17 protein-coding genes, 1 tRNA gene and 1 pseudogene are annotated in these 25,453 nt (G+C 72.8%); 11 read left to right on the top strand and 8 right to left on the bottom strand.

Going from position 1 to position 25,453, the window contains the following annotated elements; genetic code table 11:
- Positions 1 to 20 precede the first annotated feature (20 nt).
- On the bottom strand, positions 21 to 1,052 hold the full coding sequence (locus AC3CCI_RS02800; RefSeq protein ID WP_488628037.1) for an endonuclease/exonuclease/phosphatase family protein: 1,032 nt from the start codon (positions 1,050 to 1,052) through the stop codon (positions 21 to 23).
- A gap of 81 nt (positions 1,053 to 1,133) precedes the next feature.
- Between AC3CCI_RS02800 and AC3CCI_RS02795 the strand changes: the two genes are divergently transcribed.
- Positions 1,134 to 1,988 (top strand): PHP domain-containing protein, encoded by an 855-nt coding sequence (locus tag AC3CCI_RS02795; protein ID WP_354593526.1) that lies wholly within the window; start codon positions 1,134 to 1,136, stop codon positions 1,986 to 1,988.
- Between the two features lie 86 nt (positions 1,989 to 2,074).
- Here the strand turns inward: AC3CCI_RS02795 and AC3CCI_RS02790 are convergent, their stop codons facing one another.
- Positions 2,075 to 3,526, bottom strand: a complete 1,452-nt coding sequence (locus AC3CCI_RS02790; RefSeq protein ID WP_488628036.1) for a DEAD/DEAH box helicase — start codon at positions 3,524 to 3,526, stop codon at positions 2,075 to 2,077.
- A gap of 84 nt (positions 3,527 to 3,610) precedes the next feature.
- Here AC3CCI_RS02790 and AC3CCI_RS02785 point away from each other — a divergent pair, with 84 nt between their 5' ends.
- Positions 3,611 to 4,330, top strand: coding sequence for a ferritin-like fold-containing protein (locus AC3CCI_RS02785; protein ID WP_354593524.1), 720 nt, complete (start codon positions 3,611 to 3,613; stop codon positions 4,328 to 4,330).
- A gap of 53 nt (positions 4,331 to 4,383) precedes the next feature.
- Here the strand turns inward: AC3CCI_RS02785 and AC3CCI_RS02780 are convergent, their stop codons facing one another.
- Positions 4,384 to 4,680, bottom strand: a complete 297-nt coding sequence (locus tag AC3CCI_RS02780; protein WP_354593523.1) for a hypothetical protein — start codon at positions 4,678 to 4,680, stop codon at positions 4,384 to 4,386.
- Between the two features lie 2 nt (positions 4,681 to 4,682).
- Positions 4,683 to 4,907, bottom strand: coding sequence for a DUF3107 domain-containing protein (locus tag AC3CCI_RS02775; protein ID WP_354593522.1), 225 nt, complete (start codon positions 4,905 to 4,907; stop codon positions 4,683 to 4,685).
- 129 nt (positions 4,908 to 5,036) lie between these two features.
- Between AC3CCI_RS02775 and AC3CCI_RS02770 the strand changes: the two genes are divergently transcribed.
- Positions 5,037 to 8,258 carry a PD-(D/E)XK nuclease family protein gene (locus AC3CCI_RS02770; RefSeq protein WP_488628035.1) on the top strand — a complete coding sequence of 1,074 codons (3,222 nt, stop codon included), beginning with the start codon at positions 5,037 to 5,039 and terminating at the stop codon, positions 8,256 to 8,258.
- Complete coding sequence (locus AC3CCI_RS02765; protein ID WP_488628034.1) at positions 8,255 to 11,662, top strand: ATP-dependent helicase; 3,408 nt, start codon at positions 8,255 to 8,257, stop codon at positions 11,660 to 11,662. The genes AC3CCI_RS02770 and AC3CCI_RS02765 overlap by 4 nt, the downstream gene beginning before the upstream one ends.
- A gap of 46 nt (positions 11,663 to 11,708) precedes the next feature.
- Here the strand turns inward: AC3CCI_RS02765 and AC3CCI_RS02760 are convergent, their stop codons facing one another.
- The gene (locus AC3CCI_RS02760) at positions 11,709 to 12,710 is read right to left on the bottom strand and encodes a phosphotransferase (RefSeq protein WP_488628033.1); all 1,002 of its coding nucleotides are present in this window, start codon (positions 12,708 to 12,710) and stop codon (positions 11,709 to 11,711) included.
- 74 nt (positions 12,711 to 12,784) lie between these two features.
- Between AC3CCI_RS02760 and nudC the strand changes: the two genes are divergently transcribed.
- The gene (nudC, locus tag AC3CCI_RS02755; RefSeq protein ID WP_488628032.1) at positions 12,785 to 13,717 is read left to right on the top strand and encodes an NAD(+) diphosphatase; all 933 of its coding nucleotides are present in this window, start codon (positions 12,785 to 12,787) and stop codon (positions 13,715 to 13,717) included.
- Positions 13,714 to 15,426, top strand: a complete 1,713-nt coding sequence (locus AC3CCI_RS02750) for an ATP-dependent helicase (RefSeq protein WP_488628031.1) — start codon at positions 13,714 to 13,716, stop codon at positions 15,424 to 15,426. The genes nudC and AC3CCI_RS02750 overlap by 4 nt, the downstream gene beginning before the upstream one ends.
- Here AC3CCI_RS02750 and AC3CCI_RS02745 read toward each other — a convergent pair.
- Together AC3CCI_RS02745 and AC3CCI_RS02740 are read right to left on the bottom strand one after the other, a co-directional pair.
- A pseudogene (locus AC3CCI_RS02745) lies at positions 15,395 to 16,162 on the bottom strand (TOMM precursor leader peptide-binding protein); the annotation flags it as partial. The gene AC3CCI_RS02750 and the pseudogene AC3CCI_RS02745 sit on opposite strands and share 32 nt — an antisense overlap.
- Positions 16,163 to 16,240: 78 nt before the next feature.
- The gene (locus tag AC3CCI_RS02740; protein WP_354593517.1) at positions 16,241 to 17,635 is read right to left on the bottom strand and encodes a zinc-dependent metalloprotease; all 1,395 of its coding nucleotides are present in this window, start codon (positions 17,633 to 17,635) and stop codon (positions 16,241 to 16,243) included.
- Between AC3CCI_RS02740 and AC3CCI_RS02735 the strand changes: the two genes are divergently transcribed.
- The 5 genes from AC3CCI_RS02735 to AC3CCI_RS02715 all read left to right on the top strand — a co-directional run bounded on the left by AC3CCI_RS02735 (position 17,634) and on the right by AC3CCI_RS02715 (position 24,210).
- Entirely contained in the window at positions 17,634 to 18,869 is a 1,236-nt protein-coding gene (locus AC3CCI_RS02735) for a YlbL family protein (protein ID WP_488628030.1), read from the top strand. The genes AC3CCI_RS02740 and AC3CCI_RS02735 overlap by 2 nt on opposite strands.
- 100 nt (positions 18,870 to 18,969) lie before the next feature.
- Positions 18,970 to 21,924 carry a UPF0182 family membrane protein gene (locus AC3CCI_RS02730; protein WP_488628029.1) on the top strand — a complete coding sequence of 985 codons (2,955 nt, stop codon included), beginning with the start codon at positions 18,970 to 18,972 and terminating at the stop codon, positions 21,922 to 21,924.
- Positions 21,925 to 22,083: 159 nt separating this feature from the next.
- Positions 22,084 to 22,157: transfer RNA gene (locus AC3CCI_RS02725), tRNA-Met, on the top strand.
- An 80-nt stretch (positions 22,158 to 22,237) separates the two neighbouring features.
- Entirely contained in the window at positions 22,238 to 23,332 is a 1,095-nt protein-coding gene (locus AC3CCI_RS02720) for a glycerate kinase (RefSeq protein ID WP_488628028.1), read from the top strand.
- Positions 23,329 to 24,210, top strand: a complete 882-nt coding sequence (locus AC3CCI_RS02715; protein WP_488628027.1) for a carbon-nitrogen hydrolase family protein — start codon at positions 23,329 to 23,331, stop codon at positions 24,208 to 24,210. Before AC3CCI_RS02720 ends, AC3CCI_RS02715 begins: the two co-directional genes overlap by 4 nt.
- On the opposite strand, the gene AC3CCI_RS02710 is transcribed toward AC3CCI_RS02715, so the two are convergent.
- Positions 24,196 to 25,395, bottom strand: coding sequence for an aminotransferase class I/II-fold pyridoxal phosphate-dependent enzyme (locus AC3CCI_RS02710; RefSeq protein ID WP_354593512.1), 1,200 nt, complete (start codon positions 25,393 to 25,395; stop codon positions 24,196 to 24,198). The two genes, AC3CCI_RS02715 and AC3CCI_RS02710, sit on opposite strands and share 15 nt — an antisense overlap.
- Between the last annotated feature and the right edge of the window lie 58 nt (positions 25,396 to 25,453).

Below are 25,453 nucleotides of genomic sequence, written 5' to 3'. Positions count from 1 at the left end.
CGTCACGCCCAGTCGGAGGGTCAGGCTCCGGTGCGGCTGAGCTGTGCGACGACGGGCCGGTGGTCGCTGCCGGCGTCGTCGAGGTCGGTCACCACGCGGAAACCCGTGGTCAGCCACTGGTCGGTGGCCATGACGTGGTCGATCGGTGCGCCGAGCAGCGGGGGCACGTCGGTCGGCCAGGTGCCGACCCCGGCGTTGGCCGTCGCCGCGGCCGCGTCGCGGCAGGCGCCGAGGTCGCCGCCGTCGGAGCCGAGGCCGGCGAGGTGGTCGAGCGTGGCGTTGAAGTCGCCGGCCATGACGACGTCACCCGAGCGGCAGACCTCCGCCAGGTAGCCGAGCCCGGCCCGCCACTGGTCCATGTGGTCGGGGGTGGGCGAGACGGGGTGGGCGGCGACGATCGTCGGCCCCTCGCCCGAGACGGGGGTCGCGACCACCGTCGGCAGCACCGGGGTCGTCCGGTCGTCGGTCACGCCGTCGCCGCCGATCTCGACCTGGTAGTCGCCGAGCGCCGCGCTGATGAGCAGGGTCGTCGACCGGCCGCTCGCGACCTCGTCGTACGCGACCGTGTGGACCCACATCGGCTTGCCGGCCGCACCCATCGCCTCGGCCACGGCGACGCCGACCTCCTGTCGGGTCTCGGGCAGGGCGATGACGTCGGCGCCGACCTCGGTGGCGAGGGCGACGACGGCGTCGGCCCCGGTGGCCGCGCCGAGCGTGTTCCACGACAGGACCGTGAGGTCGGTCGGGGTCTTCTCCACGAAGTCGGTGCGACCGAGCCCCCGCGCCGTCACGACGCCTGCCGAGAGGGCGCCGAAGACCAGCAGCAGCACGGCCGCGCTGGCCGTCAGCGACCGGATCGGGCGCGCGACGAGACCGAGCACGAGCAACAGCACCATCAGGACGACGGCCACGGCGGCGGCCACGAGTCGGAAGGACACCACCTGGCTGACCGGCAACGTGCGCTGCAGGTCGACGGCCTGGGGCCAGAGGGCGACCAGCAGTGCGGCGGCGACCGCGAGGACGATGACGAGGGCGACGAGACGACGGATCATGGCCCTTGGAGCCTAAGGGACGGCCGGCGCCGGTCGGCCACCGCACGGTCGGCTCGGATGCGCGCCGCCTACGATGGGAGGATGCCCACGCGCCTGGTCGACCTGCACACTCACTCGAGCGTGTCGGACGGCACCGAGACCCCGGCCGACCTCGTCGCCTCGGCGGTCCGGGCGGGACTCGACACGGTCGCCCTGACCGACCACGACAGCACGGCGGGCTGGGCCGAGGCTTCGGCCGCCGCGGTGGGCACGGGTCTGACGCTCGTGCCCGGCATGGAGCTCAGCACCCGCCTCGGGTTGAACAGCGTGCACATGCTCGGCTACCTCTTCGACCCGACGCACCCCGGACTCGTGGCCGAGACGGCCCGCCTGCGCGACAGCCGGCTGCACCGGGCCGAACGCATCGTCGAGCGCATCGCCGCCGACTACGACCTCACCTGGGGCGACGTGCTCGCGCAGGCCAGCTCGGGCGCGACCCTCGGCAGGCCGCACATCGCCGACGCCCTCGTCGCCAAGGGCTACGCCCCCGACCGCAGCGCCGCCTTCGCGGGCATCCTGCACTGGCGGTCCGGGTACTACGAGCCGCACGAGGCACCGAGCCCGTTGATCGGGGTCCGCTTGATCCGCGAGGCCGGGGGAGTCCCCGTGATCGCCCACCCGGCCACCCGGGGCCGCGAGCCCAACGTGTCGAGCGAGGGCTTCGAGGCGCTCGTCGACGCCGGCCTGCTCGGCGTCGAGGTCGACCACCGCGAGAACACGCCCGCCGGTCGGGCCCGCCTCCTCGAACTCGCCGAACGGCACGACCTCATCGTGACCGGGTCGAGCGACTACCACGGCGACGGCAAGCCGAACCGGCTGGGCGAGAACACCACCGACCCCGGGCAACTCGAGCGGATCGTCGACGCGGCGACCGGGTGGGTGCCCGTCCGCGGCTGACGCGACCGGCGCCTCCTCGGCCTCGGGGCGTGACGTACGAGACCCCCTCGACGTGGACGTCGGGGGGGTCTCGTGGTGGCTCCGACTCAGCCCTGGGGCTGCGACGACGCGTCGCCCGCGGGCCGGCGGCGGCGGTTGCGGCTGCGCTTGCGCGGTGCCTCGCCCGCCCCCTCGGCGGCCGGGGCCGTGGTGTCGGACGCCTGCGCGGCGCCGCGGCCCGTGGCCGACGGCTCGCCCGACGTGCGGACGGGGGCGTCGCCACGACCACGGCCACGACCGCGGCCCTGGTCGCCTTGGGGGCCGCCGGTGCGCTCGCGTGAGCCGGTCGAACCCGACTTGACCGCCGACAGCGAGGTCGCGCGCAGGCGCCCCTTGGTGCCGGCGGGGATGTCGAGGTCGGTGAAGAGGTGAGGGCTCGACGAGTAGGTCTCGACGGGCTCGGGCTGACCCATGTCGAGGGCCCGGTTGATCAGGGCCCACTTGTGCAGGTCGTCCCAGTCGACGAAGGTGACCGCGATGCCGGTCTTGCCCGCACGGCCCGTACGACCGGCGCGGTGCAGGTAGGTGTCGTGGTCGTCGGGCACGGTGTGGTTGATCACGTGCGTGACGTCGTTCACGTCGATGCCTCGTGCCGCGACGTCCGTCGCGATGAGGATGTCCTTCTTGCCGGCCTTGAAGGCGGCCATGGCGCGCTCGCGCTGCTCTTGGTTGAGGTCGCCGTGCACGGCGGCCGCGTTGAAGCCGCGGTCGTTGAGCTCTTCGACGAGCTTGGCGGCGGCACGCTTGGTGCGCGTGAAGACCACGGTCTTGCCGCGACCCTCGGCCTGCAGGATGCGGGCGATGACCTCGTCCTTGTCGAGCGAGTGCGCCCGGTAGACGACGTGCTTGATGTTCGCCTGGGTCAGGCCCTCGTCGGGGTCGGTCGCCCGGATGTGGATCGGCTTCGACATGAAGCGACGGGCCAGCGCCACGATCGGGCCGGGCATCGTCGCAGAGAACAGCATGGTGTGACGCGTGGCGGGCACCTGCTGGAAGATCTTCTCGATGTCGCTCAGGAACCCCAGGTCGAGCATCTTGTCGGCCTCGTCGAGGACGACCTCTTGCACCTCTTTGAGGTTCAGGAGGCGCTGGCCGGCCAGGTCGAGGAGGCGCCCGGGAGTGCCGACCACGATCTGCGCGCCGGCCTTGAGCTGTTCGACCTGGCCCTCGTAGGCCTTGCCGCCGTAGATGCTGACGATCTTCGTCGCGCGGTTCGAGGTGGCGAGCTCGAGGTCGTCGGCCACCTGGACGCAGAGCTCGCGGGTGGGGACCACGACGAGCACCTTGACGCCGGGTGCCGGGTCGAGGCCGATGCGCTGGATGATCGGGAGGCCGAAGCCGAAGGTCTTGCCGGTGCCCGTCTTGGCCTGGCCGATGATGTCTTGGCCGGCGAGGGCGAGGGGGATGGTCTGGGTCTGGATGGGGAAAGGTTCGAGGATCCCCTTCGACGCCAGAGCGTCGACCATGTCGGGGTCGATCGCGAGGTCAGTGAATGTCAAAGTGTTGCCCTGTCTCATATAGGGGGATGCGTCGAGTTTAGCCCGTCGCGACGGGCGGCCTCTCGGACCCCGTAAGATGTGGGCGTGGTGTCCTGGCCCGGTCGAGGTGCGAAGCGCGGCGTCCCGTCCCTGCAGTGGCCGCGGCCCGCCGCGAAGCCGACCCCCGTGGCCCGCGTCGAACTCGACCAGTTCACGCCCGACCTCCTGGTCTTCCTGGGCCACGCGGCCTACCTCGAACTCGCCCTGTTCGAGACCCTCGGGCGGTCGTCGGCGTTCGCCCCCGACGTGCGGGCCAAAGAGACGACCGGCCGCATCGCCGAGACCACCCTGGCCCGCCATCGCGGGTTGGTGGCCGAGATCGAACGCTCGGGGCACGACGCCACCGAGTCGATGGAGCCCCACATCGCCGCGATCGACGAGTTCCGGGCCCGCACCGAGGGCACCGACTGGTACGAGGCCATCGTCGCCGACTACGTCGCGGCGGGACTGCTCAACGACGTCTTCGTGCGGCTGGCGGCGGGGCTCTCGTCCGACCACCACAAACGCATCGTCTCGGTGCTCGAGGCACACGACGACGCCCCCCTCGTGGTGCGGGAGCTGTCGGCGGCCATCGAGGCCGATCCGCGCCTCGCCTCGCGACTGGCCCTCTGGGGTCGACGCCTGGTGGGCGACACGCTCCTCGTCGCCCGGGCCGCCGTCGCCGCGTCGCACGTCTCGGCCGACGACGAACGCCTCGAGCCGGTGTTCACCGAACTGATCGCCGCCCACACCCGCCGCATGGACGCGCTCGGCCTGACCGCCTGAGGCCCGGCCGGTGGCGCGGGCACCCGCCGGCCTGGCCGACCGGGAGGTCCGGGTCAGGCCGTGGTGCGCAGCAGTCGGGCGAACTGCTCGGTGTCGCGAGCACGACGGCGGGTCGCCGCGGCGCGGCACGCGACGATCGCCGCGACGCCGGGCACCACGAGAGCGACCACCCAGATCCAGCCACCGTCGGCGGGCCACCCGGCCCAGGTCAGAGCCTCCCACACGATCGCCGCCACGACGGCGCCGACGGCCGGAGCGAGCAGGACCCCGCGCGTGTCGGCTGCGGGGAGGGCGTAGTGCAGGACGAACCCGAGGATCGCACCCCCGAGGACGATGAAGAGGAGTTCCACGATCAGCTCACGAAGCCGACCTTGCGGCTCTCCTCGCTGCCGACCTCGACGTAGGCGAGCGACGCCGTGGGCACGAGGTACGTCTTGCCCTTCGAGTCCGCGAGCGTGACGAACGACTTGCCGCCGTCGAGGGCGTCGCCGACGACCTTCTCGACCTCGGCCGCGGTCTGCGACGTCTCGAAGCTGATCTCACGGGGGCTGTTGGTGATGCCGATGCGAATGTCCACGACGTAAAGATATCCGACGGGCCGGTCGCCACGGCCCCGCGTTCACTGACGGCGCACAACCCGCCCCCGGTCGGCCCTCCGCTCCCGGGTCCGCCGTCGATGTCGGTCGGAGCCGATAGCGTCGAGCACATGGCCCCGACCGTCCCACCGCCCGCCTCGGGCCCGGTGCGCGCCGTGGCGCCCCCGGCGCTCGACGACTCGCAGCGGGCGGTGCTCGACCTGCCCGACGGGCGGTCGGCCGCGGTCGTCGGCGCACCGGGGTCGGGCAAGACCCGCACCCTGGTCGAGTTCGTGGTCGACCGGGTCGAGGGTCGCGGCTGGGGTCCGACGGCCGTCCTGGCCCTCGCTCCCACCCGGTCGACGGCCACGACGCTCCGCGACGTCATCGCCTCGAGGCTCACGGTCCCCACCCCGGGGCCCCTCGCGCGGACGGTCTCGTCCGTGGCGTTCGACGTCGTGGGTCATGCGGCGCGGCTCGCGGGCCAGCCGGTGCCCACCCTGCTGACCGGCGGCGACCAAGACACCGTCGTCCGGTCGTTGCTCGAGGGGCACGAGGCCGACGGCACCGGTCCGACCTGGCCCGACGACCTGGGCCCCACGGTGCGCCGGCTCCGCGGGTTCCGCACCGAGCTGCGCGAGGTCCTCATGCGGTCGACGGAACACCGCATCGGCTCGGACGGCCTGCGCCTCGCCGCCGAGCGGGCCGGTCGGCCCGAGTGGGCCGCCGTCGCCGACTTCCGTGACGAGTACCTCGCCGTGCTCGACGCGTCCCGTGGCCGCCACCTCGACTCGGCCGAGCTGGTCGACTACGCCGTCGCCGCCCTCGACCGGGGCGAGACCGCCCCCGTCGTCGACGGCCTGCGGGTCGTCCTCGTCGACGACGCGCACGAGGCGACCGAGTCCACGCTCGCGCTGCTGCGTGCCCTGGTCCGACGGGGCGTCGCGGTCGTCGCCTTCGGCGACCCCGACCTCTCGACGAGCGCGTTCCGGGGCGGCACCCCCGACGCCCTCGGTCGTCTCGGCCCGCGCCTCCGGCTGTCGGACGTCGAGACCCTCTACCTGTCGACGGCCCACCGCCACGGGCCGCCGCTCCGAGACCTCGTGCGACGGGTGACCGCCCGCATCGGCACGGCCGGGGCCGGTCGCCAACACGCCGCGGCTCCCGCCGACGTCGGGCGCGAGCCCGGTGCCGACGTCGGCCACGACGCCGCGGCACCGGCCGTCGTCACGGTGCGGGCCGACAGCCCGACGCACGAGGTCGCCTCGGTGGCGCGCCTGCTGCGCGAGCACCACCTCGTCCGGCGGGTGCCCTGGTCGCGCATGATGGTCGTGGTGCGCAGCGGCGGCCAGGTCGCCGGCGTCGCCCGCGGCCTGCAACTCGCCGAGGTGCCCACCCGCACGTCGGTCGCCGGCCGGGCCGTTCGCGACGAGCACGCGGCACGCCACCTGTTGCTCGCCGCCTCGGTGGCGGTCGGACGTGACGACCTCACGGTCGAGCTGGCCACCGAGCTGCTGCTGGGGCCGCTCGCCGGTTTCGACCCGCTCTCGCTGCGGCGCCTCCGGCTCGCGCTGCGCGCGGACGAACTCGCCTCGGGCGGCGTGCGTCCGGCCGACGACCTCCTCGTCGAGGCGCTGGACGGGCCGGGGCGGTTCGTCACGATCGACTCGCGGTTCGCGGCCCGCGCCGGGCGTTTCTCGTCGAGCCTCGACGCGGCGCGCCGGGCCGCGGCCGCGGGCGGCAGCATCGAAGAGGTCCTCTGGGGGTTGTGGGAGCGCAGCGGCCTCGCGGCCGAGTGGTCGGCCCAGAGCGCGGGTCGGGGCATCGTCGCCGCCGAGGCCGACCGCCACCTCGACGGGGTCGTCGCGCTCTTCACCGCCGCGAAGCGCTTCGTCGAACGGACGCCCGAGGCCGCGCCCGGGGCGTTCCTCGACGCGCTCCTCGGCGCCGAGGTCCCCGAAGACACGCTCTCGCCCCAGGCGACGACCGACACCGTGCTGGTCTGCACCCCGTCCGCCGCCGTGGGCGTCGAGGTCGACGTCGTCGTGGCCGCCCGCCTCCAGGACGGCGTGTGGCCGAACCTCCGCGTCCGCGGGGGACTGCTCGGCCCCGACGACCTGGTCTCCCTGGCCGAGCGGGGTCTGCTCGAGCGCGGCCCGTTCGACGGCGTGCCGGGCGGTCCCGGCGCGGTCGACGAGCGCGACGACGAGCCGGCCGCCCCGTCCGACGCCCGAGCCGCGGTGTTGTCCGACGAGCTGCGGATGTTCGCCCTCACGGTGTCGCGGGCCACCCGACAGGTCGTGCTCTCGTGCACCTCGAACGACGACGAGGGGCCCTCGCCGTTCTTCCGCCTGCTGCCCGACGACTGCCCCGAGGCCCCCGCGGGCCACCCGCTGTCGCTGCGGGGCCTCGTCGGACACCTTCGGCACGTGCTCGTCTCGGCGCCGCAGGGCCCACGCGCCGACGAGGCGACCGAGGCCCTGGCCCGCCTCGCCACCGAGGGAGTCGCGGGTGCCTCGCCCGCCGACTGGTACGGGCTCCTCGCGCCGAGCACGACCGAGCCGCTGATCGACCTCGACGACCCCGAGGCCCACGTGCCCGTCTCCCCCTCCCAGCTCGGCTCGTTCGAAGAATGCCCCCTGCACTGGTTCGTCGACCGCTTCGGCGGGTCGGCACCCAACGCCGCGATGGGTCTCGGCACGGTCCTGCACGACGTCATGGAACACGCCGAGGGCACCGACGTCGACTCGCTGTGGCAGGCGGTCGAAGGACGCTGGCCCGAACTCGAGTTCGAGTCGGCGTGGATCGCCGAGTCCGAGAAGCGCCGTGCCCGAGCCATGACCGAGAGCCTGTCCGCCTACCTGCGCGACTTCGAGGCGTCGGGGGGCAGCCTGCTCGGAGCCGAGTCCACCTTCACGCTCGACGTCGGGCCGGCCCGGCTCCGTGGCTCGATCGACCGGGTCGAGCGCACCCGTGACGGTGCGGCGGTCATCGTCGACCTCAAGACGGGCCGGTCGGCCCCGACGTCGGCGCAGGCCGTGGCCGAGCACCCGCAGCTGGGCAGCTACCAGGTCGCCCTGGCCGACGGTGCGGTGGACGCCGTGCCCGAGGGCACGCCACCCGGCGGGGCGAAGCTCGTCATCGTGTCGTCCGGCGTCCGGGGCAAGCTCTACCGCGAGCCGGCCCAGGTGGCCTTCGACGACGAGCAACTGGCGGCGTTCCGGGCGCGGGTCGTCGACGCGGCCGAGCACATGGCCGGTCGGGTGTTCGTGGCCCGACTCGACGACCACTGCGAGGGGCGCCACGGCGGCTCGTGCCGCATCCACGTGGTCGGAGAGGTGAGCGGCTCGTGACCGACCCGATCCGGCACGACGGCCCGGCGGGGGGTCTCGGTCCGACCGACGTGCGAGGCGACGGGGACGCGACCCGCGCCTCCTCGTCCCTGCTCGGCGCCGCCGAGATCGCCGAGGCACTGGGTCTGCCGACCCCGACCCCCGAGCAGCAGGCGGTCATCGAGGCCCCGCTCGAACCCGCGCTCGTCGTGGCGGGCGCCGGCAGCGGCAAGACCGAGACGATGGCCAACCGCGTGGTGTGGTTGCTCGCGAACCGGCTCGTCGGCGTCTCGCAGGTGCTCGGGCTGACCTTCACGCGGAAGGCCGCCGGCGAGCTCGGTGAACGCATCGAGCGACGCGTCGCCCAGCTCGCCACCGTCGGTCTGCTCGGCGACGAGGTCGATCCCTTCGACGTCCCGACGGTCTCGACCTACAACGCCTTCGCCAACGCGATCTTCCGCGACAACGCCCTGCGGGTCGGTCGCGAGAGCGAGTCGCAGGTGCTCGGCGACGCCTCGGCCTGGCAACTGGCGCGCTCGCTGGTCGTCGCCAGCCACGACGAGCGTCTCGCCGGGCTCGGCCGGAGCGTCGACGGCATCACCGAGGCCGTCCTCCGCCTCAGCCACGCGTTGAGCGAGAACGTGACCGGCCCCGAGCCCGTGGCGCGCCTGGCCGACCGGTTCCTCGACCTGGCAGGTCTGCCGTCGACGAAGGGCAGCGCCTACAAGTCGGTCGTCGACGCCGTCGGCGCGGTCTCGGCCCTGCCTCCGCTGCTCGAGCTCGCGACGGCCTTCGCCGACGAGAAGGCCCGCCGCGGACTGGTCGAGTACTCCGACCAGGTGGCCCTGGCACTCGAGGTGTGCGACACCGCTCCCGGCGTCGTGGCCGAGCTGCGCGACCGGTACCGCATCGTCCTGCTCGACGAGTACCAGGACACCAGCGTCGTGCAGACCACCCTGCTCTCACGCCTCTTCGAGGGCACCGGCGTCATGGCGGTCGGCGACCCGCACCAGTCGATCTACGGCTTCCGGGGTGCCAGTGCCGCCAACCTCGGTCGCTTCCCCGTCGACTTCGGGGCCCGACCCGACGCGGTGTTCAGCCTCTCGACCAGTTGGCGCAACGCTTCGCGCGTGCTCGACGCCGCCAACACCGTCGTCGCCGAGCTCGCCCGGTCGTCGGAGGCGGTGGTGGGCGAACTCCGTGCTCGGCCCGGTGCCCCCGAGGGGCGGGTCGAGCTGCTCTTCGACCAGACGCTGCCGGGCGAGGCCGACCAGGTGGCCGCCTGGCTGCACGACGAGCTGGCCGTGCCGACGGTCGTCGACGGCGAGCCGGCCCGCCGCACGGCCGCGTTGCTCTTCCGGTCGAAGAAGACCATGCCGGTGTTCGTCGAGGCCCTCGCCGCGCGCGGGGTCCGATACCACGTGCTCGGCGTCGGCGGGCTGCTGCAACGACCCGAGGTGGTCGACCTCGTGGCGTGTCTGCGGGTGCTGCACGACCCGTCGGCGGGCTCTGAGGCGATCAGGCTGATGGCCGGGGCGCGGTGGCGCGTGGGGGTGCGCGACATCGCCCGGTTGCGCGAGGTCGCCTCGTGGCTGTTCTCCCACGACCACGCCCAGCAGCGTCTCGACGACGAGGTCGCCGCCGGGTTCCGGGCGTCGGTCGCGGTCGGCGAGCACGGCTCGATCGTCGACGCCCTCGACTTCGTCGCCACTGCGCCCCTCACCCACCGGCAGCTCTCGGGCTTCAGCGACGAGGGTCTGGGACGTCTGCGGCGGCTGGGTTCGCATCTCGCGTTCCTGCGGGGGCGCACCGGCCTCGACCTGGTCGACCTCGTCACCCTGGTCGAGCACGAGATGCTGCTCGACGTCGAGGTCGCGGCGGCCACCGGGGCGCCGTCGGGCGGGGCCTGGCTGCAGGCGTTCGAAGACGAGCTGGCCGGCTACGTGGCCACCGACGAGAACGCGGGCCTCGGCGGCTTCCTGTCGTGGCTCGAGGCCGCCGAACGCCGTGACGACATGGGGCCCCGGTCCGAGCAGGCCGAGCGGGGGACGGTCCAGCTCTTGACCATCCACGGGTCGAAGGGGCTCGAGTGGGACGTCGTCGCGGTGCCGCGACTGGTCGAGGGCGAGCTGCCCGGCACCTCCCGCGAGGGGGTGGGGTGGCTCGGTTTCGGCGAACTTCCGTACGAGTTCCGGGGCGACGCGGCCGAACTGCCGGTGCTCGGCTGGCGCGGGGTGGCCGACCAGAAGGAGTTCGACCAGGCGCTGAAGGCCTTCAAGGACGAGCTCGTCCTGCGTCACCAGGCCGAAGAACGACGACTGGCGTACGTCGCCCTCACCCGGGCTCGGGACGCCCTCCTCGTCAGCGGATCGTTCTGGACGGGCGCCGTCCGGCCGCGCCCGGCGAGTCGGTTCGTCGTCGAGCTCGCCGAGCGGGGGCTCGTGCCGCCAGGCGACCTCCCCGAGCGGCCCGACGACGACGAGAACCCGCTGGCCGCGGCGTCGCGAGAGCTGACGTGGCCCCTCGACCCGCTGGGCTCGCGACGGGCCACCGTCGAGTACGCCGCCGCCCGGGTCGACGAGGCCGTCGACCGCCGGACGCGGGCCCTGAGCGCGCGGCTCGACGTCGGGGAGGCCGCCCCGGGCCCGGACGCGGGCGAGCGTCCCGAGACGGGCGACCCGACGCGGTCGGCGAGGTCGAGGTGGTCGTCCGACATCGACCTGCTGTTGCTCGAACGCGACGCCGCTCGGGCGGGTGCCGGTGCGACGCCGCTGCCCCAGCGCATCCCGGCCTCACGCTTCAAGGACTACGTCGACGACCCTGCTGCGGTCGCCGCCGCGTTGCGACGGCCCCTGCCCGAACGCCCCTACCGGGCCACCCGCCTCGGCACGCTGTTCCACGAGTGGGTCGAGGAGCGGTTCCGGCCGACGGGGCGCTCCGAGACGCTGGACGCCTGGGGCGACGAGAGCGACCTCGACGACGAGCGCGTCGGCTCGCCGGGGTCCGGTCCGGTCGACCCCGACGACGCGCGACGGTTCGAGCAGCTGATCGCGACCTTCGAACGCTCCGCCTGGGCCACGCTCGAACCGACCGACGTCGAGCTCGAGATCCACCTCCCGCTCGGCAGCCGCACCGTCATCTGCAAGATCGACGCGGTCTTCGAGCGCGACGGTCGGTTCGAGGTCGTCGACTGGAAGACCGGCAAGGCACCGACCGACGACGCCGACCTCGAGCTCAAACAGCTGCAGCTCGCCCTGTACCGCGAGGCCTACGCGCAGTTCAGGGGCGTGCCGGCCGACGACATCGACGCGGTCTTCTACTTCGTGGCCGACGACGTCGTGCTGCGGCCCCGGCACGTCGCCGACCGCGGCGAGCTGGTCGAGCTGTGGCGTCGGGTCGAGCACGAGGCGTCGCCCGGGACGTGACGGCCCGGACGTGACGACCCGGGCGCCACGACCCGGACGTGGTGGTTCAGACGTGTCGGCGTTCGGTGGCCTCGAGCAGGTCCTCGACCCCGTCGACGTCGAGGGCGGCGGTCGAGCCCGAGCCGATGCCCGCGCGACGGTCGCCCGGCAGCGAGTCGACGAGCTTCGTCATCATGTCGACGGCGTCGTCGACGACCGAGGTGTTCTTCGTCGCCGTGCCGTGCAGCAGCCACTTGGCCAGGTCGAGTTCGCGGTACAGGGTCGCGCGGTGTCGCAGCTGGTGGTCGCTCGTTCCCCGGGCGGTGTTGTAGGCCACGAAGGCGTCGTCGACGGCCCTCGGCGTCGGGGCGCCCAGCAACCAGGCCAGGTCGCGGGCCGGGTCGCCGACCTGCAGGTCGTGCCACCCGAGGACGCCGCTGACGGTGTCGCCGACGACGAGCACGGAACCCGCGTCGAGCGAGCCGTTCACGACGGTCGGCTGGAACTGCCAGAGCACCGAGTCCTGGATGGCGGCCTCCCACCGTTCGAGGAGGGCGGCAGGCAGGAGGCGCGTGGACGCGGCACGGTCGACCAGGGCCGCCGACGAACGCATGTCCTCGAACGGGGTGTGGCTCGTCAGGCCGGCGTCGGTGACGAAGCTCGTGGGCAGGGAGTGGATGGCGGCGACGGCGCGGCCCAGTGCCGTCGGCAGGTCGCCGGTCTCGGTGACGCGGGAGATCGACAGGTGCTCGCCCGGGACGACGTCGTAGACGATGCCGCGCGTCCGGCCGAGGGGCGCCTGGCCGCGGTACAGCGGCACGTCGAACGAGAGCCGACCTCGAACGCCGGCGCTCAGGGCCCGCAGGGCGACCAGGTCGGCTGACTGCTCCGCCTCGGCCCGCTGCGACCGCGGCACGCGCACGATGCAGTGCTCGCCCGCCCGTCCGACGACGAGCGCCGAGTCGAAGTCGCCACCCGTCTCGCTGCCGTGTCGGGACGCGCGCGTGACGTCCAGGTCCGCGACGGCGGCCGTGGCCAGCGCGGCTAGAGTGAGATGAGATCTGGCCATGCCCTCAGGGTAGGCCGCCGCACGCGGTGCCCTGCCGTGCGCCACGCTGTCAACTCGCGATGATTGGTCGTCCGATGTCCTCGCCGCTCACGTCCCGCCTCCCGCTCGCCCGCCACCAGGTCGACCGGGACTACCTCACCCGAGAGCGTGACGGCGTCGTCGACGAGCTGCTCGCCTCGACGGCCACGCGGGTCCTGCCGGTCTGGCGGGGGCGCACGCTGATGGCCTCGACCGGTGCGCTGGCGTTGCTGCCGGCCGCGTCGGTCCCCGCCGCCGACGACTACGTCTACCTGGGGGTCTCGAAAGACCCGTCGGCCGTCGAACCGGTGGGCACGCCGGTGCTGGCTGCCCTGCTCGACGACGAGCGTGCCCGGTCGATCGCCCCCGACGACGCGGCCTGGGGCAGCCCCCGGGTGTCCGGCTCCGAGCTCAGCGCCCGTGACGCCGGCCTCGCGGTCGAGGCCGTCGCCGTGGCGAACTGGCACGACTCCCACCGGTTCTCGCCCCGCACCGGGCGTCCTCTGGTGACCGACAAGGCGGGCTGGGTCCGGCGCGACCCCGACGACGGCCACGAGGTCTTCCCGCGGACCGACCCCGCGATCATCGTCGGCGTCACGGATGCCGACGACCGCCTCCTGCTGGGCTCGAACGCCCTGTGGGAGAAGAACCGTTACTCGTTGCTGGCGGGCTTCGTCGAGCCCGGTGAATCGCTCGAACACGCCGTGCAGCGCGAGATCTTCGAAGAATCCGGCATCAACGTGGTCTCCCCGCGCTACGTCGGTTCGCAGCCCTGGCCGTTCCCGGCCAGCCTGATGGTGGGGTTCCGGGCCGAGGTCGACGCCTACGACCCCGGCACGCTGACCCCCGACGGCGCCGAGATCCTCGAGTTGCGGTGGTTCAGCCGCGACGACCTGGTCGCCGGCCTCGGCGAGATCGTCCTGCCGGGGCGCACGTCCATCGCGCGAGCCATCATCGAGGACTGGTTCGGCGGCGAGATCGACCAGTGACCGAGGCCGCCGATCTGATCGCGGGCCTCGACGAGCAGCAGCGCCGGGCGGCGTCGAAGCTGCTAGGGCCCGTGTGCCTGCTCGCAGGTGCGGGCACGGGCAAGACGCGAGCCATCACGCACCGCATCGCCTACGGGGTCGCGACGGGCGTGTACGCGCCGAACCGCGTCATGGCGCTCACCTTCACCTCGCGCGCGGCGGCCGAGCTGCGGGGGCGCCTCCGTCACCTGGGTGCCGGGGGAGTCTCGGCCCGGACCTTCCACGCCTCGGCCCTGTCGCAGCTCTCGTACTTCTGGCCCCAGACGATGGGCGGCCAGATGCCGCGTCTGCTCGACAGCAAGGCCAAGGCCCTCGCCCACGCCGCCGAGTCGCTGAGGCTCAAGATCGACACGGCGGCCCTTCGCGACCTCGCCGCCGAGATCGAGTGGCGGAAGGTCTCGCGACTGACGCTCGAGGAGTACGCGAAGGCCCTGCCCAGCCGGACGCTGCCGCCGTCCATCGGCGTCGAGAAGGCCGTCGACCTGCACCGTGCCTACGAGGCCGTCAAGGACGAGCGACGCCAGCTCGACTTCGAGGACGTCCTGCTCGCGACGGTCGGCATGCTCGAGCTCGAGCCCCGCGTCGCGCAGCAGGTGCACGAGCAGTACCGTTTCTTCGTCGTGGACGAGTACCAGGACGTCTCGCCGCTTCAGCAGGACCTCCTCGACCTGTGGCTCGGCGGTCGCAACGACCTGTGCGTCGTCGGTGACGCCAGCCAGACCATCTACTCGTTCGCGGGTGCGTCCTCGGACTACCTGCTCGGCTTCGGGTCGCGCTACGACGACGCCACGGTCGTCCGTCTCGAGCAGAACTACCGCTCGTCGAGGCAGATCGTCGACACGGCCAACCAGCTCATGAGGGGTCGGCCGGGTGCCCTGCACCTCCATCCCGCGGTCGAGACGACGGGCCCCGTGCCACCGGTCACCGAGTACCCGAGCGACTCGGCCGAGGCCAGGGGCATCGCCGAGACGATCGCCGACGAGATCCGCTCCGGCATCGCGCCCGAGGAGATCGCGGTGCTCTACCGGGTCAACGTCCAGGCCGCGGCGATCGAGCGCGCCCTCGCCGACGTCGGCGTCTCGACCCGCATCCACGGTGCCACGCGCTTCTTCGAGCTGCGGGAGGTCAAGGAGGCGCTGATGATGATGAAGGGCGCTGCGGTGAGCATCGTCGGTGAACCGCTCTTCAAGACCGTGAGCGACGTGTTGCGCTCGCTCGGCTGGACGCAGGAGGCCCCCGAGCAGCGCGGGGCCGTCCGGGACCGGTGGGAGTCCCTCAACACGATCATGGGCCTGGCCGAGTCCTCGGCACCCGGCACGACGCTCCGCCAGTTCGTCGACGAGCTCTTCGCGAGACAGGCCGGGCAGCACGAGCCGACCATGTCCGCGGTCACGCTGGCCACGATGCACTCGGCCAAGGGGCTCGAGTGGCGGAGCGTCTACCTCGTGGGCCTCAGCGAGGGGCTGGTGCCGATCAGCTACGCGAAGGACGACGCGGCGATCGACGAAGAGCGCAGGCTGCTGTACGTCGGCGTCACGAGGGCCCGCGAACGGCTGCGGCTGTCGTGGAGCCGGTCCGGTCAGGGGCGGAGCGGCGAGCGACGGGCGAGTCGCTTCGTGGAAGAGCTGCGCACCCGCACTCCGGGTGCGGCCGGACGCTCGCGCGGGTGACGAGCCCGTCGGCGATCGAGATCGACTCGACCTCGTCGTCCGGTGCGACGCCGGCACCGTCGAGGCGTGACCACAGGCGGCGGGCGGCCCGCGACGCGATCTCGTGGACCGAGAGCGACGGAGGCGCGGTGAGGGCCCGGCGGCTCAGCTGACCGGCGATGGCAGGCCAGGCGCGATCGGCCTCACCCGCGTGGAGGTCGAGGCATCGCGCACAGGCGGTGGCCCCCGGCACCGTCACGGGGCCGACCAGGGCCCGACGGTCCCCGACGCGCACGAGCAGGTGGGTGACGTCGCTCCGGACCCACTCGCGCCGCAGCCCGGGGTCGACGACGTGCCCGCCGACGAGGACTCCCGTGGCCCCTCGCGGCGGACGGGCGTCGGGTGCGGGGCGCCGCACGTCGACACCGCACGAGCCGAGGAGGTGCGCCACGGCGTCGGCCACCGGGCCCGGCCCCGCGACGAGGACGACGTCCGACGGGGCGATCGACGACGGCTCGGCCACCAGCGCCGGCCGCAACCGCCCGACCGAGGCCGCCACCGCGGCCGGGTCGGCGCCGAGGTGTGCCACGAGCGTGGGCAGGCCACCCGCGCCGTGGCCCGCGGCGACGGCGGCGACGACCCGCTCGTCGAGCCTGCTGACGGGACTCAGGACCAGGGACGGGCGGTCGACGCCGAACTGGAGGGTGTCCGTGTCGCGCCAGACGACGGGTGCACGCGGATCGAGGACGAGGCTCATCGTCCGATCATGCCGGGGCGGTCGAGCCGACGAGTGGTTGTCCACAGGGGGTCGGTCGACCGCCCGTCGACGGACGGATCAGGAGCGGGGTGCGTCCGTGTCGGGGCCCGGGTCGCCCGGCTCGGTCGCCGAACCGTCCTCGGCCTCGCGGGGTCGGTCGTCGGTCGTGTCGTCCAACAGGTCGCGGATGGCCTGGTCGACGTCGTCGAACGCGGGCTCGTTCGACGTGAGGCGGGTGACGAGCCCCTGGGGGTCGTCGATGTCGGCACTGGTGGGCACGATGTCGGGGTGGGACCAGAGGTCGTCGCGGCGCTCCGCACCGACGGCGTCGGACACCGTCTGCCAGAGGACGGCCGCCTCGCGCAGCCGTCGGGGACGCAGCTCGAGGCCCACGAGGGTCGAGAACGCCGACTCGGCGGGGCCGCCCGCGGCACGGCGGCGCCGGACGGTCTCGGCGATGGCGGCGGACTTCGGGAGGCGCGCGGTGGCCTGGGCGGTCACGACGTCGACCCAGCCCTCGATGAGCGCCAGGGTCGTCTCGAGGCGGGCCAGGGCGGCGAGTTGCTCGTCGGTCTTCGGCGGGATGAGTGCCCCGCTCTTCATGGCCTCTTGCAGTTCGCCGGGGTTCGAGGGGTCGAAGTCGCCGGCGAGCTCTTCGAGGCGGGACGTGTCGATGCGGATGCCCTGCGCGAACTCGCGGATGGACGAGATGAGGTGCAGTCGCAGCCAGCGGGCGTGACGGAAGAGGCGGGCGTGCGCCAGCTCGCGGACCGCGAGGTAGAGCTGCACCTGGTCGGCCTCGATGTCGAGGCCCTCGCCGAAGGCGGCGACGTTCTGGGGCACGAGTGCCGCCTGCTGGTCGTCGAGCAGCGGGATGCCCACGTCGCCGCCGGACACCACCTCGGTCGAGAGCTGGCCCACCACCTGCCCGAGCTGCATCGCGAAGAGCGTGCCGCCGACGCTGCGCATGACCTCGCTCGCACCGGCCAGCATCGACCGCATCTCTTCGGGGGCCTGCTCACCGAGCACCCCCGTGAGCGAATCGGCGATCGAGGTGGCGACGGGCTCGGCGAGCTGGCTCCAGACCGGCATGGTGAGGCGGGCCCACTCGGCCCGGGTGACCAGGCGGGGCGTGACGGTCAGCTCGGCCACGTAGGTGACGTCGTCGAGCCAGAGGGCGGCGACGTGGAAGGCCTGCTCGAGCGCGGCGGTCTCGGCAGCCGTCGCGGCGACGGCCGTCTGCGAACCGACCGCGACGGCCTGGTCGGTCGCCACCGTCCAGTCGATGCCCTGGCCGCTGCGGGCGACCGCGTTCTGCAGCTGGCTCATGAGGCGGGCGACGAACGCGGGGTCGTCGGGGAGCCCCGCGGCCCCGGCGAGCTGCGACGGATCGATCTCGGACCCGCCGGACAGGAACTGCCGCAGCATGTCGCGGAACTCGTCCTCAGGCCCGCGCGGGGAATCATCGGTCATGCTGACTACGCTAGCTGCTGGCCGCACGAAGATCCTGGGATTCGGCCACCGCCCCCGGGCCGCCGCTCCGCTCGTGGCGAACGCGACCCGCGCCTCCCCGGCCGATCCCGAAAGGACCGCAGTGGCCTTCTTCTCGCCCCCGCGCACCGCCCCCTCGTCCGAACGCCGTGCAGGCCGCTGGGGCTGGCCGCTGCTGGGAGCGGCCGCCGTCTCGGCGGTCGCCCTGAGCCTCCTGCCGTCGCCGTACCTCATCGAGCAGCCGGGGCCCGTGTTCGACACCCTCGGGAGCGCCGACTACGAGGGGAAGTCGCAGCCCCTCATCACGGTGTCGGGCCACGAGACGTATCCCACCTCGGGCACCCTCGACCTCCTGACCGTGAGCGTCCAGGGCAACCAGGACGTCCGCCCCGGGTGGGTCGACGTCGTCGGGGCCTGGGCGGACCGCAGTCGCTCGGTGATCCCCGTCGAGGCCGTCTACCCGTCGGGGGTGTCGAACGACCAGGTCGACGAGCAGAACGCCGTCGACATGCAGAACTCGCAGAAGTCGGCCGTCGCCGCGGCGCTCATCCACGAGGGGTACTCCGTCCCGAGCGCCGTGACCGTGAGCCAGGTGTCCGAGGGCAGCCCGGCCGAGGGCGTGCTGCGCGAGGGCGACGTGCTGGTCAGCGTGAACGGCACGAGCCTGGCGACCGACGCCGACGTGGACGTTCTGCGCGGTCTCGTCGCGGCGAACGGGGCGTCCTCGCCGGCCGAGGTCGTCGTCGACCGGGCGGGCACGACGGTGACCGAGCAGGTCACCCCGGAGGAGGTGTCCGGCACGCCCCTGCTCGGGGTGGGCGTGAGCGTCGACTACACCTACCCGTTCGACGTCACGTTGAAGCTCGACCAGGTCGGCGGCCCGAGCGCGGGCATGATGTTCGCCCTCGGCATCATCGACAAGACGACGCCCGGTGAGCTCAACGGCGGTGAGGCCGTGGCGGGCACCGGGACGATCACGGCCTCGGGCGAGGTCGGTGCCATCGGCGGCATCCGCCAGAAGCTCTACGGCGCCCGCAACGCCGGCGCGACGGTCTTCCTCGCGCCGGCCTCGAACTGCTCCGAGGTGGTGGGCAACGTGCCGGCCGGCCTCGACGTCTACTCGGTCGCCACGCTGGACGACGCCGTCACCGCGCTCGAGACGATCGCGGACGGCGGCGACACCGGCTCGCTGCCCACCTGCACTGCTGCTCGATAGCGTTCGTGCAGCCCGCGCAAAGCTGGGAAGGGGACGCTGGGTCGGCCAGGCTCGACCCGTAGGATGGCGGTCCACGTCCCCGTCAGCCAGGAGCCCACCCTTGACGTCACCCGCATCGTCGCGAACCGCACGACGCTCGCCCCGACTGCCCGTCCTCGTCACGGTGGCCGTCCTCGCCGCCCTGGTCATCGCCTTCTTCATCTTCTCGTCGCTGCTGACCGACTACCTCTGGTACCAGCAGCTCGGCTTCACCGGCGTCCTGACCACCCAGTGGATCTCGCGTCTGGTCATGTTCGCGGTCGGCTTCGTCGCGATGGCCGTGCCGGTCTACGTCAGCATCGAGGTCGCGTTCCGGTTCCGACCCGTCTACGCCAAGTTGAACTCGCAGCTCGACCGGTACCAGCAGGTCATCGAGCCCCTGCGCCGTGCCGTCGTCATCGGCGTCCCCGTCGTGCTCGGCCTCTTCGCGGGCCTCGCGACCTCGACGCAGTGGCAGACGGTCCTCGAGTGGATCAACCGCACGCCCTTCGGTCAGACCGACGCGCAGTTCGGGCTCGACATCGGCTTCTACGTCTTCGAGCTGCCGCTGTACCAGGCCGCCGTCGGCTTCGCCTCCGCCGTCGTGCTCATCGCGGGCATCGCCGCGGTCGCGACCAGCTACCTCTACGGCGCGTTGCGCTTCACCGGTCGTGAGGTGCGCATCTCGAAGGTGGCGCGCATCCAGCTGGCGGTCACCGCCGCCGTCTACCTCCTGCTGCAGGGCGTCAGCCTGTGGCTCGACCAGTACGCGACCCTGTCCGACGGGACGAACAAGCTGCTGACCGGTGCCACGTACACCGACGTCAACGCCGGCATCCCCGGCAAGCAGATCCTCGCGGGCATCGCGGTCGTCGTCGCGATCCTCTTCGTCGTGACCGCCGTCGTCGGTCGGTGGCGGCTGCCGGTGATCGGCACGGCCGCGCTCATCATCATCAGCATCATCGTCGGCGGCATCTACCCCTGGATCGTGCAGCGCTTCACGGTCGAGCCCAGCGAGCGGACGGTCGAGTCGCCGTACATCGAACGCAACATCCAGGCCACGCGCGAGGCCTACGGCGTGGCCGACGTCCAAGAGCAGACTTACGACGCGAAGTCGGACGCCGAAGCGGGTGCCCTGGCAGGCGACGCCGTGACCACCGCCAACATCCGCATCATCGACCCGGCGCTCGTCACCGACGCGTTCGCGCAGCTGCAGCAGTACCGCCAGTACTACAGCTTCCCCGAGCAGCTCGCGGTCGACCGCTACACGATCGACGGCAACGTGCAAGACACCGTGATCGCGGTCCGCGAGCTGAACACCTCGCAGCTCGGCAACTCGGCCACCCCCTACAACACGACGTTCGTCTACACGCACGGCTACGGGGTCGTCGCGGCCTACGGCAACCAGCGCTCGGCGGACGGTCAGCCCGTCTTCCTCGAGTCGGGCATCCCGGTGACGGGCGCGCTCGGCGACGCCGGCGACTACGAACCGCGCATCTACTTCGGCCAGGAGTCGCCGACCTACTCGATCGTCGGCGGCACCGGTCAGAACGACATCGAGCTCGACTACCCGTCGGGCAGCAACGACAACGGCACGAACGAGACGACGACCTTCGAGGGCGACGGCGGGCCGAAGCTCGACAACGTCTTCAAGAAGCTCATCTACGCGATCAAGTTCCAGTCCGAGCAGATCGTCCTGTCGGACGCGGTGAACGACCAGTCGCAGATCCTCTACGACCGCGACCCCACCGAGCGCGTCCAGAAGGTGGCTCCGTACCTCACCATCGACAGCGCGCCGTACCCCTCGGTGGTCGACGGCAGGGTCGTCTGGATCGTGGACGGCTACACGACGACGAACGAGTACCCGTACTCGAAGCCGCAGGCCCTGTCCGACGCCATCGCGGACACGTACAACGACCGGCCCGTCTACGCGTCGAACAACATCAACTACATCCGCAACTCGGTGAAGGCCACGGTCGACGCCTACGACGGTTCGGTCAAGCTCTACGCGTGGGACACCAGCGATCCGATCCTGAAGACCTACCAGAAGATCTTCCCGTCGACGCTGTCACCGCTGAGCGACATGTCGTCCGAGCTGCTGCAGCACGTGCGCTACCCGCAGGACATGTTCAAGGTCCAGAGGGCCATCCTGGGCACGTACCACGTGACCGACGCCGACTCGTTCTACTCGAGCGACGACGCCTGGGTCACGCCCAACGAGCCGACGAGCAACGCGCAGAACCCGCCGTTGCAGCCGCCGTACTACCTGACGCTGCAGCTGCCCGACCAGGACCCCGCCTTCTCGATCTACTCGACGTACATCCCGCAGCAGTCGGGCGAGAACGCCCGGAACGTCCTGACGGGCTACCTGGCGGCGAACGCGGACGCGGGGTCGACGCCGGGCGAGATCTCGTCGGACTACGGCAAGTTGACCTTGCTGGCGTTGCCACGGACCGACACGCTGCCCGGCCCCGGACAGGTGCAGAACAACTTCAACACCGACACGGCCGTGGCGAACCAGCTGGCGCTCCTCACCCGCGGTGACACGAGCGTCGTCCGCGGCAACCTGCTGACCCTTCCGGTCGGTGGCGGTCTGCTCTACGTCCAGCCGATCTACGTCAAGTCGAACTCCGAGACGTCGTACCCGGTCCTCCAGCGCATCCTGGTCTCGTTCGGCGACAAGATCGCCTTCGAGGACACCCTCGACGGCGCGCTCGACTCGCTGTTCGGCGGCAACTCGGGAGCGACGGCCGGCGACAACGGAGTGCCCACGACGGGCGACGGCAGCACCGACGGCGGGGCCGACTCCGGCGCGACCGACGGGGGTGCCACCGACGGCGGCACGTCGACCCCCGACACCGGCGGCACGGGGACGGGCACCGACAACGCGGCCCTCGACCAGGCGCTCGCCGACGCGCAGCAGGCGTTGAACGACCGTGCGGCGGCCTATGCCGACAACGACCTGGTCCAGGCGGCCGAAGCCGACGCGCGCCTCCAGACCGCCCTCGAGGACGCCGTGGCGGCCAGCGGACAGTAGACGCCGGCATCGTGCTCGCGAGACCCCCTCCCCGCTCGCGGGGAGGGGGTCTCGTGGTTCCCCCGTGACGGGATGCGACGGGCCCCGAGGTCGGGCGCGACCCGGTCGCGGGCCCGATTGGACGGTGCGCTGTCGACGTGCTACAGTCATCTCTTGTGCCGCGGGGTGGAGCAGTTCGGTAGCTCGCTGGGCTCATAACCCAGAGGTCGTAGGTTCAAATCCTGCCCCCGCAACAAAGAAGACGAAGGCCCCGGTCGAAAGACCGGGGCCTTCGTCGTGTCGGCGGAGGTGCCGGGCGTGCCAAGGTTGAGGCATGTCGAGACTCCGGGTGGTCGTCGCGCCCGATTCGTTCAAGGGCAGCGTGGCGGCGTCCCGTGTCGCCGAGGCGATCGCCGCGGGCTGGTCGCGCTCCCGGCCGGGCGACGAGATCGTCCTGCTCCCCCTCGCCGACGGTGGCGAGGGCACCCTCGACGCCTTCGAGCGGGCCGTCCCCGGGAGCATCCGGCACGAGGTCGCCGTCGAGGGCCCCGACGGCCGTTCCGTCGACGCCCCGTGGCTCGCCCTGCCCGACGGCACGGCCGTCGTCGAACTGGCCTCGTCGTGTGGACTCGGCCTCCTCGCCGTCCCCGCCCCGCACGATGCACACACGCGCGGGCTCGGCGGGGTCATCCGGGCGGCCGTCGAGTCCGGTGCCGAACGTCTGCTCGTCGGCCTCGGCGGCAGTGCGTCGACCGACGGGGGAGCGGGGGCGCTCACGGGCCTCGGCGCCCGCGTCGTCGACTCGCTCGGCGAGCCCGTGATCGACGGCAACCACGGTCTGACCACGGCGGTCCGGGTCGACCTCACGACCGCCGTGCCGCCGCCACGCGGCGGCGTGACCCTGCTGGTCGACGTCGACAGTCCGTTGCTCGGATCACGCGGTGCGGCCGCGGTCTTCGGGCCGCAGAAGGGGGCGACGGCCGACGACGTCCTGGCGCTGGACCGGGGCCTCGCGTGCTTCGCCGACCTCGTCGACGTGGACCCCGCGACCCCCGGTGCCGGCGCGGCCGGCGGGACGGCGTTCGGCCTCCTCGCCTGGGGTGCCCGACTGGTGCCCGGCGCGGACGCCGTCGCGCGGGCCGTCGGCCTGCCCAAGGCCCTGGCCTCGGCCGACCTCGTCGTCACGGGCGAGGGGCGCTTCGACGACCAGACCGCCGCGGGCAAGACGGTGTCCCTGGTGACGCGACTGGCCGGCGAGCACGGCGTCCCGGTGATCCTGGTCGCGGGTGACGTGGTCGCTCCCGTCGACGGGTTCGCCGACGTGGTGTCGACCCTGCAGCTGGCCGGTGGCGTCGACGAGTCGACGACCCGCGCCTCCTTCTGGCTCGACGAGGCGGCCGCCCTGGTGGCCGCGAGGTGGGCACGATGACGGACGGCGCCGGCGTCGGCACGGGCGCGGGCGACGTCGTCGTCGCGGTGGCGCAGACGGCGCCCGGTGACGACCCGGCGCGCAACCGGCGGACCGTCGAACGCCTGGCCGTGGAGGCCGCCCGTCGCGGGGCGCAGGTGGTGGTCTTCCCCGAGTACTCGTCGTACTTCACCGCGGAGCTCGGCCCCGTCTACCTCGAGGCCGCCGAGCCCGTCGACGGGCCCTTCGTGGAACACCTGCGGCGCGTGGCCGACCGCCTGGACGTCGTGCTCGTGGCCGGACTGGTCGCCGTCTCGCCGGACCCGTCGCGCTTCGAGAACCTGCTGGTGGCGGTCGCGCCCGGTCGCGGGGTCGTGGCGACCTACTCGAAACAGCACCTCTACGACGCGTTCGGCGGACAGGAGTCCCGGTGGATCGTCCCGGGCCCCCTCGCCGTCGCCGCGACCTTCGAGGCCCACGGGCTCGTCTTCGGGTTGCAGACCTGTTACGACCTGAGGTTCCCCGAGGTCACCCGCACGCTCGTCGACGCCGGTGCGGACGTCGTCCTCATGCCCGCCGAGTGGGTTCGCGGGCCCCTGAAGCAGCACCACTGGACGACGCTCGTGACGGCCAGGGCGCTCGAGAACACGATCTACGTCGCCGCGGCGGACCACGCCCCACCGGTCGGCGTGGGCTGCAGCACCGTCGTCGACCCGACGGGGGTGGCCCTGGCGTCCGTCGGCGACGAGGTCGACGTCCTCGCGCTCGCGCGGGTGTCGGCCGTGCGGATCGCCGACGTGCGCCGGACGAACCCCTCGCTGGCCCTGCGGCGGTACGACGTCGTCCCGCGCCGCGGCGGTGGAGCGGCGTCGGGCGGGCCGGGGTCAGACCGAGAGTGACGCGAGCTGGTCCGAGGCCCGTTCGAGCACCTCGAGGCGCTTGCAGAAGGCGAAGCGCACGAGCGAGGACTGTTCGGCGGCGAAGGCGGGGTGGCAGAAGGCGCTGATCGGGACCCCGACGACTCCGGCGAGCCCGGGCAGGCGACGGCACAGGTCGGCGGCGTCGTCGAAGCCGAGGGGCGCCGCGTCGGCGACGACGAAGTACGTGCCGACGCTCGGCCGGACGGCGAACCCCGCTCGTCGCAGGCCGGCCGAGAGCACGTCCCTCTTGTGGCCGAGCGCGCGGGCGATGCCGTCGAAGTAGGCGTCCGGCAGCCCGAGGCCGACGGCGACGGCGGGTTGGAAGACCGAGCCGTTCACGAACGTCAGGTACTGCTTGACCGCGACTACGCGGTCGACGAGCTCGGCCGGCCCGGTCAGCCACCCGATCTTCCACCCGGTGGTGTTGAAGGTCTTGCCGCCCGATGAGATCGACAGGGTGCGGTCGGCCGCGCCGGGCAGCGTGGCGAACGGCACGTGGGTTCTTCCGTCGAAGAGCAGGTGCTCGTAGACCTCGTCGGTGACGACGAGGGCGTCGTGCTCCACGGCCAGGTCGAGCAGGAGGCGCCTGGTGGCGTCGTCGAGGACGCTGCCGGTCGGGTTGTGGGGGTCGTTGAGCACCACGAGACGGGTGCGGGGCCCGAAGGCCCGGCGGAGTTCGTCGGGGTCGACGACCGAGTCGGGACCCCGGAGCGGCACGGTGACGTGCACGCCGCCCGCGAGCCCGACGAGGGCACCGTACGCGTCGTAGAACGGCTCGAGGGTCACCACCTCGTCTCCCCGGTCGACGAAGGCCAGGATGGTCGCGGCCAGGGCCTCGGTCGCTCCCGCCGTCACCAGGACCTCGCGCCGTGGGTCGAGGTCGATCCCGTAGAAGCGTCGCTGGTGGGCGGCGACGGCGTCGAGCAGCACGGGCATGCCGCGGCCCGGCGGGTACTGGTTGAGTCCGGACCGCATCGCCTCGTGGGCGGCGGCCAGGACCTCGTCCGGACCGTCCTCGTCGGGGAACCCCTGGCCGAGGTTGATGCTGTCGGTCGCGGTCGCGAGGGCCGACATCTCGGCGAAGATCGTGGGGGCGAGTCGACCGTCGTGGTCGAGGAGCATGGCGCCGCTCGCGGCGCGTTGCCAGGGTGCCTGGTGGGTCATGATCCCGTCACCGTACCGCCGCGGGACGGATGCCGGGGTCGGTTCGTCCAGGGGCCGC

This window comes from Frigoribacterium sp. CF331, from assembly GCF_057787905.1.
This window is presented reverse-complemented; position numbering and strand designations above follow the sequence as displayed.